Annotated in this window: 20 protein-coding genes and 1 pseudogene; 3 read left to right on the top strand and 18 right to left on the bottom strand. The window is 59.8% G+C overall.

Annotated features, from left to right (window positions below):
* Positions 1 to 112: 112 nt before the first annotated feature.
* The 13 genes and pseudogenes from ACFWY5_RS29770 to ACFWY5_RS29710 form a co-directional block, all read right to left on the bottom strand.
* A complete protein-coding gene (locus tag ACFWY5_RS29770) occupies positions 113 to 451 on the bottom strand; it encodes a hypothetical protein (RefSeq protein WP_379635802.1) in 339 nt (112 codons plus the stop codon).
* Entirely contained in the window at positions 448 to 651 is a 204-nt protein-coding gene (locus tag ACFWY5_RS29765) for a hypothetical protein (protein ID WP_379635800.1), read from the bottom strand. The genes ACFWY5_RS29770 and ACFWY5_RS29765 overlap by 4 nt, the downstream gene beginning before the upstream one ends.
* Positions 644 to 1,030, bottom strand: coding sequence for a hypothetical protein (locus ACFWY5_RS29760; RefSeq protein ID WP_379635798.1), 387 nt, complete (start codon positions 1,028 to 1,030; stop codon positions 644 to 646). Before ACFWY5_RS29760 ends, ACFWY5_RS29765 begins: the two co-directional genes overlap by 8 nt.
* Before the next feature lie 262 nt (positions 1,031 to 1,292).
* Complete coding sequence (locus tag ACFWY5_RS29755; RefSeq protein ID WP_379635796.1) at positions 1,293 to 1,694, bottom strand: hypothetical protein; 402 nt, start codon at positions 1,692 to 1,694, stop codon at positions 1,293 to 1,295.
* A gap of 94 nt (positions 1,695 to 1,788) precedes the next feature.
* Complete coding sequence (locus ACFWY5_RS29750; protein WP_379635794.1) at positions 1,789 to 2,196, bottom strand: hypothetical protein; 408 nt, start codon at positions 2,194 to 2,196, stop codon at positions 1,789 to 1,791.
* Between the two features lie 98 nt (positions 2,197 to 2,294).
* Positions 2,295 to 2,645 carry a hypothetical protein gene (locus tag ACFWY5_RS29745; RefSeq protein WP_379635792.1) on the bottom strand — a complete coding sequence of 117 codons (351 nt, stop codon included), beginning with the start codon at positions 2,643 to 2,645 and terminating at the stop codon, positions 2,295 to 2,297.
* A gap of 510 nt (positions 2,646 to 3,155) precedes the next feature.
* Positions 3,156 to 3,350 (bottom strand): hypothetical protein, encoded by a 195-nt coding sequence (locus ACFWY5_RS29740; protein ID WP_379635790.1) that lies wholly within the window; start codon positions 3,348 to 3,350, stop codon positions 3,156 to 3,158.
* 981 nt (positions 3,351 to 4,331) lie between these two features.
* Positions 4,332 to 5,354: a methyltransferase domain-containing protein gene (locus tag ACFWY5_RS29735; RefSeq protein ID WP_379635788.1), complete on the bottom strand. Its 1,023-nt coding sequence runs from the start codon at positions 5,352 to 5,354 to the stop codon at positions 4,332 to 4,334.
* A 113-nt stretch (positions 5,355 to 5,467) separates the two neighbouring features.
* Positions 5,468 to 6,424 (bottom strand): MvdC/MvdD family ATP grasp protein, encoded by a 957-nt coding sequence (locus ACFWY5_RS29730; RefSeq protein ID WP_379635786.1) that lies wholly within the window; start codon positions 6,422 to 6,424, stop codon positions 5,468 to 5,470.
* Entirely contained in the window at positions 6,424 to 6,681 is a 258-nt protein-coding gene (locus tag ACFWY5_RS29725; protein WP_379635784.1) for a hypothetical protein, read from the bottom strand. Before ACFWY5_RS29725 ends, ACFWY5_RS29730 begins: the two co-directional genes overlap by 1 nt.
* A 167-nt stretch (positions 6,682 to 6,848) precedes the next feature.
* Positions 6,849 to 7,061, bottom strand: a complete 213-nt coding sequence (locus tag ACFWY5_RS29720) for a DUF397 domain-containing protein (protein WP_379635782.1) — start codon at positions 7,059 to 7,061, stop codon at positions 6,849 to 6,851.
* The gene (locus ACFWY5_RS29715; RefSeq protein WP_379635889.1) at positions 7,052 to 7,594 is read right to left on the bottom strand and encodes a DUF5753 domain-containing protein; all 543 of its coding nucleotides are present in this window, start codon (positions 7,592 to 7,594) and stop codon (positions 7,052 to 7,054) included. The genes ACFWY5_RS29720 and ACFWY5_RS29715 overlap by 10 nt, the downstream gene beginning before the upstream one ends.
* An 84-nt stretch (positions 7,595 to 7,678) precedes the next feature.
* Positions 7,679 to 7,873: pseudogene (locus ACFWY5_RS29710) on the bottom strand (helix-turn-helix domain-containing protein); the annotation flags it as partial.
* Between the two features lie 181 nt (positions 7,874 to 8,054).
* Between ACFWY5_RS29710 and ACFWY5_RS29705 the strand changes: the two are divergent.
* From ACFWY5_RS29705 to ACFWY5_RS29695, 3 genes are all read left to right on the top strand, one after another.
* Complete coding sequence (locus tag ACFWY5_RS29705) at positions 8,055 to 8,621, top strand: ATP-binding protein (RefSeq protein WP_379635780.1); 567 nt, start codon at positions 8,055 to 8,057, stop codon at positions 8,619 to 8,621.
* A gap of 191 nt (positions 8,622 to 8,812) precedes the next feature.
* Positions 8,813 to 8,989 carry a hypothetical protein gene (locus ACFWY5_RS29700; RefSeq protein WP_379635778.1) on the top strand — a complete coding sequence of 59 codons (177 nt, stop codon included), beginning with the start codon at positions 8,813 to 8,815 and terminating at the stop codon, positions 8,987 to 8,989.
* Between the two features lie 70 nt (positions 8,990 to 9,059).
* Positions 9,060 to 9,365 (top strand): hypothetical protein, encoded by a 306-nt coding sequence (locus tag ACFWY5_RS29695; protein WP_379635776.1) that lies wholly within the window; start codon positions 9,060 to 9,062, stop codon positions 9,363 to 9,365.
* A 313-nt stretch (positions 9,366 to 9,678) separates the two neighbouring features.
* On the opposite strand, the gene ACFWY5_RS29690 is transcribed toward ACFWY5_RS29695, so the two are convergent.
* The 5 genes from ACFWY5_RS29690 to ACFWY5_RS29670 all read right to left on the bottom strand — a co-directional run bounded on the left by ACFWY5_RS29690 (position 9,679) and on the right by ACFWY5_RS29670 (position 13,451).
* Positions 9,679 to 10,236, bottom strand: coding sequence for a deoxycytidylate deaminase (locus ACFWY5_RS29690; protein ID WP_379635887.1), 558 nt, complete (start codon positions 10,234 to 10,236; stop codon positions 9,679 to 9,681).
* A 230-nt stretch (positions 10,237 to 10,466) separates the two neighbouring features.
* Complete coding sequence (locus tag ACFWY5_RS29685) at positions 10,467 to 10,610, bottom strand: hypothetical protein (protein ID WP_379635774.1); 144 nt, start codon at positions 10,608 to 10,610, stop codon at positions 10,467 to 10,469.
* A complete protein-coding gene (locus tag ACFWY5_RS29680) occupies positions 10,610 to 10,798 on the bottom strand; it encodes a hypothetical protein (protein ID WP_379635772.1) in 189 nt (62 codons plus the stop codon). The genes ACFWY5_RS29685 and ACFWY5_RS29680 overlap by 1 nt, the downstream gene beginning before the upstream one ends.
* On the bottom strand, positions 10,795 to 11,502 hold the full coding sequence (thyX, locus tag ACFWY5_RS29675) for an FAD-dependent thymidylate synthase (protein WP_379635770.1): 708 nt from the start codon (positions 11,500 to 11,502) through the stop codon (positions 10,795 to 10,797). The genes ACFWY5_RS29680 and thyX overlap by 4 nt, the downstream gene beginning before the upstream one ends.
* A 104-nt stretch (positions 11,503 to 11,606) precedes the next feature.
* Positions 11,607 to 13,451 (bottom strand): DNA polymerase, encoded by a 1,845-nt coding sequence (locus ACFWY5_RS29670; RefSeq protein WP_379635768.1) that lies wholly within the window; start codon positions 13,449 to 13,451, stop codon positions 11,607 to 11,609.
* Positions 13,452 to 13,502: the final 51 nt, after the last annotated feature.

Raw genomic sequence — 13,502 nt, 5'->3', positions numbered from 1 at the left:
CCAAGAAAGACAGAGTCGCAGTCACATAGGGTTTGGAAACGCCCATCACGAGTGCGCTCAATCTCACACTGACAGTCAGGGCAATACGAGTGAATCCATTCGCTTTCCATGGCTAGTTCCCCTCATTTCGAGCGTCGGCAATGGCCTTCACAACCAGGGCCTCAAGCGCATTCCAGTCTTCACGCTCTTCGCTTATATGCCATGGATAGGCCACTCTCATGACCTGATAGAGCGAAAGTCGAACTCCGTTCATTTCCCCCCTGATCACCTCGCGTCGCATAACCGAGTCAGTCAGGCCCAGTGCAGTTCTCATTGCGTCATACTCACGGGCAATAGCTTTGATCAGCCCGTCTATCTGCTCAGCATGCTTCCGACTCATCTGCCGGTGAAGCGAGATGACATCTTCGCCCGTGTAGGTTCGTCCACACCTTGCATTACCTTCAGGCGTCATTTGAACTCAACCTCAATCTTGCTGTTCCACCCTTCAAGCCGGTCCTTGCCGTTGTCGTCAATGGTCGGAATGACAATCGACGTTTCCGGCCATTTGGGGTGCGGGAAGGGCTCGGCGGTCACGTACGTCCATTTGCGAGTACCGATCACTCGAATGTGGTCACCCTTGCGAACGTCAGCAATCGGCTTGACCTCAGCCATTCGAGGCTCCAGGCAGTGAGGCGAAGTATTCGCGAAGCACATCCGCGTACTCGCGTCCGTAGGATGAACCGCTAACTGTGGAGGCGTTCCGCTCCCAATAGCTTGCGACCGTTAGGGCAAGCGCCATCAGCGAGCGCATTTCGGGAATCCCGAAGATCTCGTCAAGGGTCCTCTCGTGGTCCGCGTGAGTGATCAACAGATCAGCAACACGGGCGAACGCCGCCATGTCGTCAGCGAGCATCCGCTGATCCTCAGTCAGGGAATCGCGCAACTCCTGCCCGATCACACACTTGCGGGCAAACTCATAGACTGCGCTCTGACCTTGTGGGAAGAGTTCCTTCTTAGGCGTGATCTTCATTGCCTTGATGGGCTCTGGCATGTTCACTGCTTCTCCATTCATCGGCTTTGGCCATCGATCATGATTCGGTCGGTCAACAGGGTGCAATCTCCTGCGCTAGGACCCTTCTGAGCCCACACAAAGTAGGACTCCACGCCTCCAGTGGTGTGGGCAATGTTCCGCCCATACTCGAATGCTTGGTCACGGTTGCAGGCGTGGTATTGGCGAGTCTCACTATGCATCCCCCAATCCAGCTCAACGAAGTAGTTGGACGGTTCGCCATAGCAAGGGTCAGGACAGTCCATCAAGCAGCCTTTCCGTACATGCGTCGCCGTTCTTCCCCGGACTCGATCAGCCGGTGAATCTCGCGGGCAGTCTCATCATCGAAATCGTGGATGTGGCCGGAAACCTCCACACGCTTGCCTGTGTAGTTGTCAACGATGTAGGACCCATCCACGTGATAGAAGGCGGTGGCGTTTCCAATCTCCTCCAGGCCCTCGTTAATGAGAATCTGGGCAACAGCCTGCGCAATAGGTAGCGGACGCCACACCGTACAATCGAAATCGGCCCAATCGCCGTGACTGTCCGCGTACCACTCAATGTCTTCCATGCTCCAGTCCTCTGACTCCGTGTCGTCCTGAGGAATGTCCCCGTCGCACACGTCATCCCAGTGAAAGTAGGTCTTGTGGATCGCCACATCGGGCATGCCAGTACTCCTGTCGAATGATGAGAGATCGATTGGCAGAGACAGGCTCGGAGTCGGGCGCGTGCGTGTACACGCGCCTGAGTGCCCAACCGGCCTAGGCCGCGAGGTTGTCTTGACGCCACTTAGCTGAGTAGCCCACGCCCACGGCCCGCGCGATTGTGTCGGGACTCCCGCCCCAGTTGGCAGCCAGCTCCCATTCCTCATGCTCGGACACCTGAATGGGGAGAGCGTTGTACAGGGCCTTCCACACCGAATCGAAGTAGGCAGGCAGGATCAGGAACGTCTCATCCAATGCACCCGACGCCGTGACGCTGATCTCCATCAGGTCGGACTCAACGAACTGGCGACCATCAGGGGTCTCATAGAACCCCTCTGTCAGGTGCCACTCATCACCAGCCGGTTCCTGGTCAGAGTCCCACTCGACAAAGGTGAAGTCGGTGGCGAGTCGGAACAGTTCAGGGTCAAGGGCTTGCGTGGACTCAGACACAACGCCGTACGTCATGGGGAACCGCCTTCCGCGGATTGAGGGCATGGGGGCGCCTGGGACGGGCCTACTCCGGCCCAGGCTTGAGTACTTCGCCGGCGAGCTGGTACGGCCTACTACGCCGCCGTGCGACGCTGATCCGGGTGGATGCCGAGCAGCGCCCACACATGCGCCGTGCTCAGGTCATCAATCACGTGGGCAATGTCGGTGTCAGGCGGGTAGACCTCGCGGAAAATGGACCGCCGCCCCGGCAAGCGATCCCAACCGATCAGTTCGGCCATGACCTCATCGGCCTTGACACGGACGATGTAGGTAGTCGTCTCGGAGTACTTGAGTCGGAACATGGTCACCTTAGGAGACTCGGTAATCTCCCATGCCTCATGCCCTCGGCCCTCAATCTCGACAGGTGCCCAACGCGAATTCCTTGCTGGGAACCCCAGCGGGACAAGGAACTGAATCATGGTCATGGCTACTCTCCTCGGATGGTTAGTGAGAGAACTGGATTGCAAATGCGAGTGCGGTAGTGAGCGGCTTGGGTTCGCCACGGCCCCATGCAAAGCCTGATTGCTTGCATGCCAGACATGCGTACGCCGTCTTGCCGTCGCCCCATGCGCCGAGATACTCAGCGGGCTTGGTCTTGCCCCAGAGCATGCACAGAGTGCAGTTCACCGGAAGTTCTTCCCTTCTCAGACAGAAGTACGGATGTAGCGGTGGAGTCTCCACAGGAACACCACGGTTTCTTCGTCATGGGTCTCAGAGGTGATTTCCCGGATTACGTCATCCGCCAGGCCGTCAAGGATCGTTCCGGTTGAGGCGTAAGCGGCGAATCTGTAGCCGTCCGTACCTGGCGACTGAAACCACGAGGCAATCTCACGCGGGCTGTGAGTACGCATGATCGGGCCTTTCTATGATGAGAGACTGTGTACGCGTCCCTAGGTGCTTTGCTGCGTACGGCGAACCCGCTAGGGACTGACGACTCACCTACTCGGAGTCGTCTCTTGCTCCAAGAACCCGGTTATGTCGGTGTTCCTGTCGGCCGGGAGGGTGATGATCACCCTCAACTTGCCGTCCGATTCGTCAAAGACAACGGTCTGGTATTCGTCGGCCTCAATCTCGACCAACTTCACGACCTTGCCGTCCTTGGCAACGGACTGACGGATATTCCAGTTCATGACTCTTCTCTCAATTGATGTAGTGCCACATCAGGGAAAGAAAAAGGCGGAGGATGATCGGCTCTAACTCCGCACTACCGGCCTAACGAGAGTCCATATGTTGTCTCGTCTTACGTGGCCACTCAAAGTACGAATGACCCTAGGTCAACCAGCCGTACTTTGTTCCGATGTGACCTAACAACTGTCGGGAGGAACGGCGTTTGGTTCTTCCGCGCCACATGCGCGGGCAAATGTGCGTGCGAACACGTCATAGCACTATGCAGTTCTCAAGTAGCCGTCGCAAAGGACGTGCAGCCCACGCCTGTATCGGCGGTCTGCCTGGAGGGTCAAGGGCCTCGGGCTCCCCTTACGAGCGCATGCTCAATAGAGCACTTGGCGTGTTCCGCCCTGCGCTTCCCTTCTCCCGACTACGCGGGGGGCCTCTCGCGATCATCCGTACCACCTACTTTCGTTCCGTCCCCTTCGGGCGTAGCCCTAGCTTACCAACAATTAATAGAGTGCCACAACCCAGATGAGTCTACGTTACCCACTCGTTATGTCCATGATTTGAGAGAATTCGTCTCACATAGAGAGATATCCCATTTATGTAGTATGGGATATTATGAGCGCTTTATTCGATATGCACGTATAGTGCTTGTTTAGCGCACTATGGGCTAGATGACTGCTATATCATCGTAAGTACTATATATACTATATGTACGCTTTGCACGTTATGCGTATTTAGTGCGCTATATACCGGATAATCCTATTAATACTATTTGTGTATTATGTCCGATTTATGATGATTTCATACGTTATCAAAGCGTTACACTGGGGGTATTGGCCACAAAGTACTCCAGGGGCTCGCCTGGGGCTGCTTCCTCTGAATAAGTACGGGTCTGGGACTCCCAGTAATCAGTACTCTACACAAAGGTACCGCAGGTCAGAAGTACTTTGCCGGCCTTCAGAGCCGCGGGGCCGAGTAGCCAAAGTTGCGAACAGCTAGACAGCTACCGGCCGGTCCGGAGTATCCAGCCAGACCCATTGCCTGTCTGGAGTAACGGTGATGCCATATCGCTGTACCTCGGGCTGGCCGGAGGCACGCCACCAGGCATGCGTCTCTTCGACGACGGCCCAGAGGTCCTCTGGGCCACTGTAGGTGACCTGCGTGGGCTCGTGGAGGGACACCTCTGCCCAGGAGTCCCCCGAAACGATGGTGAATGTGTCCTCTCCGGGGTAGACGACGAGATTCGGAATGCGCTGCCAGATGCTTAGGGCAAGGCCGGGTGACATGGCGCTGCTTCCGCCGACGCGGGTCTCTCGCCCGTGGCATGTCGTCTTGTCTATGGAGACGGCGCTAGAGGTACCCGGCGTTCCTACCTGGGTACGCGCGGACATGAACCCCACCGGACACGCCAGGAGGTTGCCGCTGGCAGTTTGATCGCCGCCCACTTCAAGCTTGGCGAGAGCGCCGGACCACGGCGCCCCACCGTGGCGCAGATCGCAGACGATGACACCTTTCGGCTTGACCTGCTGTACCCAGTTCAAGGGGATCTGGTCGAAGGCGACAGTCGCAATCAGGCGGTCGAAGGGGGCTCCCTCAGGAAAGCCATTACGCCCATCTCCAACTGCGAGAGTTGGATGAAAGCCCGCCTCCTGGAGCCGTGGACCCGCCAGGGCCACGAGTTCTGGATCGATGTCGATGCTCGTGACGCGGTCGGCACCGAGTCTCTGAGAGAGGAGGCCGGCGTTGTACCCGGTACCCGTCCCTACTTCGAGTACGGTCATGCCGTCGTGTACGTGGAGGTCCTGCAACATGCGGAGCATGAGCGACGGTGCGGTACTAGAGCTGGTGGGCCACGGCCAGCCGTTGTACTCGATGAACTGAGTCACCAACGTCTGGTCGGAGTAGACGGCGTCTAGGTAGCCAGGGGTCTCGGGGGTGAAGTGTGTGCCCTTGCGTTCGTCCTCTGCGTCCATGCCGGTGTGCAGGTAGAAGTCAGGAATGAAGAGGTGGCGTGGCACTTGGGCCAGTGCGTCATGCCAGGCCGAGTCCGAGAGCGCACCGCTTTGTGAGAGCTGCTGCGCTAGGCGTTTTGCGTGGGAACGCCAGGGTGCGGAGCTGCTTGGGTCGTGCGTCATCGGGCGTTGCCCTTCATGAGTAGATCGGCGATGGCTTCGGCGATGGGGAGCTGAGCTTCCTCTGCGATCCATGCCCAGGCCCCGCTTGGGTTGACCTCCAGAAACCACCATGAGCCGTCTGAGTCTATGGAGAAGTCGAAGGCTCCGACCTCGATTTGGAGGAGCGCTAGGAGCGCCTGGCAACGCTGACGCACCAACACTGGGATCTCGGTGGCCTCGTAGGTCAGATGGCTGTACCCGGTGGTCCAGTCCTGGCGGGCGCCTGGATGGCGGGTGTGGATCGCAACGCCTAGGCATGTTCCGTCGCTGGTGGCGACCACGCGGGCATCAAATGCCTTTTCGACGTTGTGTTGGAAGAGGTGGGGCGCGACGTTGATTCGCTGATCGATCGTGCTGGAGTCAATAGCGGTCGTGTGGATCAGCTTGACCTGGTTCTCCTCGCTGATGATCTTATGCATGATGGTCTTGTAGACCGCTCCGTTGGGTTGCGCGGTCACGAATCGCCGCGCCTGGTGGAGTTCGTTCGTCAGCAGGGACGCAGGTACGGCGAAGCCCACGGCTGCGGCTGATGCCATCTGGTTGATGCGGTATTCAGCGTCGGCAGTGTGGGAGGGGTGGGATACCCAATGGGCTGGTAGGGATGCCAGCAGGCCGCCGAGACCGAATCTTGTTTCGATGGTGGCGAACCTTCGCTCCGGCTCGCTGAGGTTGGCGGGGAAGCTGTACGGCTGCGACTGGCGGTAGTAGATCGCCGAAATGTCTTCGAGGTCGATGACGGCCTGGGGAGTTGTTAGCGCCCCCTTCCAGCCCTGCGGGGTCAGCTCGGCCGTGAGGCCAGCCTGGGCGGGGAACCAAGCAGTGTCGAACCACTGTGGGACCTCTCCGCGGCTGGCTAGGGCGCGGGCGACGTGTTGAGCTTCTGAGGATTCCTCGCTGGCGAGGATGAGAATCATCAGTCGGTCACGGTCACAGTCGTTGTGTCGTTCTCAACCTTTCCATCGACGTTGTTCTTGGTCGGCCTGCTCTGAGTAGAGGTTTTGGTGGGCTTCCCGTGCTTGTCGGTTGTGGGCGGGAGGGTCGTCACGGTGGCACAGTCCATCCCCCAGGGACGGTCGACCGTGGGGGCTTCGGCGGAGAGGGGGACGGTGTGTCCGGGGAGGCCGATGGGGAATCGGTCACCTGCTCGGGTGAGTGGGGTGTTGTCGACCATAAGGGATCTTTCCTCCTTAATCGGGACACTCGCTCTGACAGTAGGCGGCGACCGGTGGTTGATCCAGATGTGGGACCTGTCCGACGTATGACAACTTGAATATGTGTGATGGAACGCAAAAGACCCCCGGCTGTCGCACCGGGGGTCTTAGTGGGGATTGGATGCGTCTAGAAGTCGAACTCGCCGTTCTTCGCTCCATGAACGAACGCGGCCCAGACTTCGCCACGGACCACAAAAGGGGCCTGGTCAGGGGCTTCTGTGTCACGGATACCGACGTGTCCATTGGACAGTGGCGCTACCTCAAGGCAGTCACCGCCGTTGGTACCCGATCGTTGTGCCTTGCGCCAGGCCGCGGTCTCCAGCTCGGATGTCAGGTCCATTTTTCCACCAACCACTTCCGGATCAACTCGGCCGATGCGGTACGCGGAAGGGCTTCTGCCCTGATGGCGTCCAGCTTCATCGTAGCCTGGGTGACCACGCTGGAATTGCTTGTTACAACCGGTTCTCCGGCCGTCTCGAAGTATACCGCCTGTGTACGCCTGACGGATGACTGCGCGATGGCGATAGCACCGTTCAGACCGGCGCTCGCACCAAGGGGGACGATCTGAAGTGCGATGTGTGGTGTTTCGATAGCCTCCGACAAGCGCTCCAACTGCTCCCTCATGACCTCGGTACTCCCGATCGGCCGGCTGAGTACTCCTTCGTCGAGGAGCACTCGGAAAATCGGGGGGTCAGTGCGGGTGAGGATCGCTTGCCGAGCCAGCCGCGATTCGACGAGTGCGTTGACTTGCTCGGGACGGGTACCCGGTTCGCATCGAAGGAGAACCTGCGCGTAGGCCCTGGTCTGCAACAGGCCGGGAACGACCATCGGCGCCCAACTGAAGAGTGCTGTGGCGGCCTCCTCCTCTTCCAACCAGCCACGAAACCACTTCGGCGCCTTGTCCCTGGGGTTCGACAGTGCAGCCCATACGTCCCGCAGTCCTGGTCCGAAAACCCTTTCGACTCCGTCCAGAAAGGGGGGCGTAGGGGGCCTCTTGCCCAGCTCAACGGACCCGACCTGACTAACTGAGTATCCGGCTTGTTGCGCAAGTTGCTCCTGAGTAAGGTCCGCCGCTTCGCGGAGTCTACGCAGCTCAGCGCCGAAAGCGGCTGCTCTGCTCTTGGTTGGATCAAGTGCGCGAGGCGCAGGCATTTCGCCCTCCGGTTGGCCGGTCCCACATCATCCCGCGTATGCCACACCCATCTATCCGACAGGTTGCCGCATGAGTGTCCCCCGAAGTCTGCCCACAAAATACCTCCTAGACAGCATTCTATGAAGAGGCAACGAGGCCAATGCGGGTACCGGACACCGGCATCTCACATCGGCCCGGAGAATGCTTGCGATACGTGCGGGGGGACTTATGGGACAAACACGACAGGCGGTGAGTCGAGTGCCCCCACTGGCACAGCGTGTTGGAGTCGAGGATGAGGACCTGGTCGTCATTGGAGCGGAACGCCTTGTTCGCTCTCTTATGGCTCCAGGCCACGGCCGAGATGCCATTACTAAGTGGGTTGGGAATGACTGCCCGGCCCTCTTCGCGCTGACGCTGGTGACGTCGGAGCTGCTTACCAACGGCGTTAAGCATGCTGACCTCTGCACCAAGAATCGCTGGCTTGATCTCCGGCTGCTTGAGGGCTCGGACGACTTCTGCGTGGAGGTCACCGATCCGGGGTCTCAGGCGTCGTTGCCGTATCTCATCCCGTTTCAGTCCAAGGACCAGAGCGCACGCATGGAGGGTGGTCGTGGGCTCGCCCTCGTCGATAAATTCTCCAAGGGGCGCTGGGAGACCTATCTCGTCTCCGGCTCAAACCATCGGGTCGTCCGATGCCTGATTAGCATCGATCCGTCCGAAGACGACATCGGATTGGATTTTGATCTCTTTAGCGGTTTCCCCGCATAGCCCTGGCATATGAGCAGGGGCTCGTCACCCAATACCAGGTGCTCATATGCCCTTCCCCTCGGCTATTGGTCATGAGCCGAGGTTGCCCCTGCCATGGCACCGCGCAGCCGCCATGGCAGGGGCTTAAACCACCACCACGATCCCCGAGAGGTGATGTTGTGCGCCGTCATCACCTTTTCATGCTTACCCCGGTGCTGATCACCGCCGCCTACGTGGGCTGGATCACCGCCACGCCTGACAGCATCCCCGTGCCCATAACGGTCGCGGTGATTATCGGAGGGCCGAGCCTTTTTCTCGGCGCGGTGCTCGGGAGCCGATGGAGAAACCGCCGCCGCGCAGCTCGCCGCCGTTCGCTGTTCGGCTCTTGAATCTGATCGACCGCCGCCACAAATGGCCGGCGTCCCCCTTCCCTTCCCGTGACTATCCTCGGAGTCGACCATGCCCGAACCCATTCCAACGGCAATCGCCGACCAGGCCAGCGTCTACCTCACCGAGCTTGAGCAGCTACTGGAAGACCGGGGCCTCCTCGCCCGAGTGCTGACCGAGGTGGGACGGCTGCCGCGCCTGAGGGTGATCAATCCAGAGGCGACAACGCTGGTTGAAGTTCTGTCAGCGGCACCGCGAGAGGGTACGTGGTTCTTCTGGTGGTCCTGGGCGGCGCCGATCGTCGAGGTTGCCCACCCCGATCGCGCAGCCGAACACATCGGCCGAGTTCTCGCGGTAGCGTCCCCTCGTGCCGCCTGACTCCGTATGAGCCCTAGTGGGCGAGCTGAATGACTTCTCGGGACCAACGCGACGGCGCGGGTGCGCAGACCTGCCCTGTCGCATTCCCGAGAGCGGGTGACCACGACTACCACATGCAACCGCGGACGTGGTCACCCTCGGATGGCTGACCGGCAACCGGGGGTGCGTCCAGGAGGGGCCGGTCAGCCATCCCCCAGGACGTTCAGGCGCTTCCCCTTCTGCCTGAACGTCTGGTCGGGTACGGCCTTCCGTACCTCGAAAATGCGTAGAGCCCTCAGCATGCCTTCCGCTGAGGGCTCTATGTGTTGTGTTCTCAGAGATCCATAGGCGAGTACTTGCCGTTAGGGGTAACCACTAGCGCGATACCAGCTCCACGAATGAGCCTGGCGCAGCCCCCACAGGGAGTTGCTGTCACGTACAAGGAATGGGTCCTCGTTAGGGCTACTCCGGCATAAAGCAACGCATTGGCTTCCGCGTGCGTGGAGAGGCATGTGCCAGGACCGGTGTCGTAAGAACTTCCAGGCTCAACACTAGACATGGCCCTCGGGCAATCTCCCGCCAAGCAGCTCGGGCCGCCGATCCAGGTCCCGTTGTATCCAGTACTTACGATGCGTCGATACTGGTCGACCACGACGGCGCCCACCTGTCGGCGACGACAGTCACCGCGGGCTGCCACGGCCTCCGCGATGCCAAGGAAGTACTCGTGCCAGGCAGGCCGGCTAAGTACTTGGCCGGGCTTGGGGCGAGGGTTGATCGTGTACTGGTTCCCCTCGAAGGTCACTACCTCAACCTCGACTTCATCGGCCCAGGCGCAGCAACGCGGACAGTCCTCCTGGCACTCGTCGTGCTGCTCTCTGCTGACGCACGCCATACAAGCCCGTCCGTCGCAGTTCAGACACTCGTCGATCCGCTGCCAGGAATGACCAAGAAAACCGCCGCATCCGTCGCCCAGTGGCGGCGTCTCGTGATCGTGCGTCGCCTTGCAGGTGACGCAGAGCCAGTACCCGATGGGCTTGTCTTCGGGGTTCGAGGGGAACCCCCCGGCCTCCGCAGAGGCCAGGGAGTCACGGAGCAGGCTGCCGGGGATGTATCCGCCCCAACTCACCTGCGGGCTGCCCGCTTCTTGCGCTGGATCTCGACCCACTCGGTTGCAACCTCGAACCACCAGAGGAAGGCTGGCATCAGCATGGAGAGTGCTAGCAGCAGCGCTACTGTGAAGAGCAGCGCACCAAAGAATTCAGCCATTAAAGGTCTCCAATCCGGTCTTCAAGGACTTCGAGTTCGTGAAGGACATAGACGGCTTGCTGTGCACGGTGAAAGTCGCGATACAAGACTGCCCGTTCGCCTTCGCCACGCCAGTAGTTGAATCGTTCGCCCAGAATTGCTCTGATCTCACCCGAGATTGCCGTCTTCGAGGCTTCGTTGGCACTCATTCAGCATCCTGGATGCCGTACGGCTTCTCGGGGATGTCTGCGAAGGTGTTTGGGGCTAGCCTTCGCAGCTCATTGAGCAGATGTCCGGCCAATTCTCGGATCTCAGCGTCCGCCTGGGCGCTCCATCGCTGTTTCAGGAAGTCACGCCAGGCCCTCATGTTGCCGGAGACCACGATTTTCGTCTCGACACCGCCAGGAAGGACCGCTCTTGCAGCCTCTCGGGCCTGTTTACCAGTCACGTACCTGCGCTCCAGCACTCGAACAAGGTCCTCATAGGCGGCAAGCATGTAGTTGTACTCTTCGTGAAGTTCGTATTCATGGTCCAACCCTCGAATAGCTGGAGGGATAACCATTTGAGAGTCGTGCATATCCACATACCGCTGTGACAGCTCCGAGAAAGCCAACCAGCGGTGCCGGATAAGCTCATGGGTCAGATTCCGGCTCACACCTTCGATATAGAACGTCGCAGAGGCGTGGGCTGCGATGGACTCATGTCCCTTCTCATGGATGGTTGAGCGGAGGTAGTCGGCGTTCTCCCTCGTCTCGGGGTTGGGCTTGTTCCAGCTCTGGTAGCAGGCTCGGCCCGCAAACTCGGCGAGGTCATCGGCCTCTGTGCTTGCCCAGCCGGGATCCCAGGCGAACTCAGTTGCCTTTCGCATGTTGTAGAGGTCTGCGGTTGTCGAGCCAATAAGGGTGACCTGCACGTGTCCTACTCCAAACTCTCTTAGTGAAAACGCTCAGCGAGTGATGAAATCCTGCGAGGCACAGAGAGCGCAGGGACATACCCACTCGGCATCAAGCTCGTCCATCACGCGGCCATCTCGTACAGACTCCCCCATGATCGGCCTCCAATCTCTGGATCGGTTGGAACTTCCACGCCCCCGAGCGTGGCTTTCATACATCGGGCAATCATTAGAGCGCCCGTCTCTGCGTGCTCTACGGGGAGCGAAGCAACGACTTCGTCATGAATGAGCAGGCGCAGATAGGGTGTCAGCCCCTTCTTGTCCATCCGGATAAGACCTCGCCCTAGGACGTCCCGGCTACTCGATTGGATGTCGTAGTTCAACGCGCTGTAGGCGCGCTTTCGATCTACATAGAGCCTTCGGCCCGTCATGGTCGTGATGTAGCCGTATCGACGGGCTTCGCTTTGTAGCTGGTCGGAGTATCGCTTTACACCGGGGTACGCGGCATCGAATCCAGCAATGACCATTTGTGCAGTTGCCATGTCGATGCCGGTTTGCTCAACAACAACCTTTGGCCCGCCGCCGTAAACTCGACCAAAGTTTACGACCTTGCTAATTTTCCGGTGTTTCTCATTTGCGTCTGGGCCGAATGCTGCCCTAGCGGTCATCCAATGCAGGTCCTCGCCCTGGGCGAAGGCGCGGCGCATGGCCTTGTCTCCGCTTCTGGCGGCCAGGACCCGCAGTTCCATGGCCGCGTAATCGACCGAGGCAATGACGTGTCCTTCGTCGGCTACGAAGCAGTGCCGTACGAATGCGTCTCCGGAGGGGAGCGTTTGGGCCGGGATCCCGGTGATGCTCATGCGCGCCGTGCGGGCTTGCATGGTGTTGATCGAGGCGTGACACCTGCCGTGCTCGTCGGCGTTGGCAAGGAACGCCTCGAACCAGGTCTGTCGCCACTTACCGGCCTTCTTGGCTTCCTTGACCGCAAGCGCGAGCTGGTTGCCGTTCGCGGCCAGGCGGCTAAGAAGCTTGTCGTCCACCTTCGGCTGACCGGTGTCGGTCTGCTCGAACTCCTGATGCCCCAGGTAGATCAGGGCCTCGGCAACCTGCTGGTTGCTGTTGAGGTTCCAGTCGTCGGGGTCTTCCCAGGGCAGGAATTCGGCTACCAGCTCTTCGAGTTGGAGTCGCCAGTACTCCTCTTCTAGCCTCAGCCGCTCGGCGGCTGCCTCGGTGTACTCCCGATCGAGGAGGAAGCCGTTCCGGCTGATCTCGCTACAGATACGAGCGATCTCGTGCTCGTACCGGATCAAGCCGCGGGCCGACTCCGGTACTTTGCCAGCCAGGATGCCTTTGAGCCGGTAGGCGAGAACCGGGTCCATTCCGGCGTACATGTTGTAGCCGGTGTGATCGAGCGGGACGGCCTGCCAGAACTCGTCCTTGGTCACGCCCAGTTGCCTGGCCATAAGGCCAACCGAGCCCTTGATGTCCTCGGCGATCTGCGGGTCGATGTATGCCCCGGTCAGCTTCTCCAGGGAATGGCCTACGCCTCCTTCCTTGGAGTCGCGGGAGTCGACCAGCCGGGAAAGGATCATCGTGTCCGTGGTCTTCGCCCAGGTGTCGCCGAGCGGGATTCCGAGGACCTTTTCAGCCCCTTGGAGATCAAAGGTCGCGTTGTGGGCGATAAGGCCGTCAGCGACCTCCAGAGCCCGCCTGGCGTAGTAGCGGGCCTTGTCGCTCCGCTCGACCGGCAACACCCAGCTCTCGCGTGCGGTGCCGAATTGCGCGAGGCGCCAACGGAAGTCGCGGGCGTACACGTTCGCGCCTGTGGTCTCGGTGTCGAAGCCAAGCACCGGGTTGCGCTTCACGAACTCCACGAAGCCGTCGAGGTCTTCGTCTCGCTCGACGATGTTGATCAGTACTTCGGACCCGTGTACACGGGCTTGGAGCTGGCGAATAGTTCCTCCCTCCACGGGATGGGGCCGACCCGAAGGTCAGCCCCATCAATTTATGAAGTGCCACAA

It is taken from the genome of Nonomuraea sp. NPDC059007 (assembly GCF_042740555.1).
Taxonomy (GTDB): Bacteria; Actinomycetota; Actinomycetes; order Streptosporangiales; family Streptosporangiaceae; genus Nonomuraea.
The sequence above is the reverse complement of the archived record's forward strand: the minus strand, read 5'-3'. Positions and strand labels throughout refer to the sequence as shown.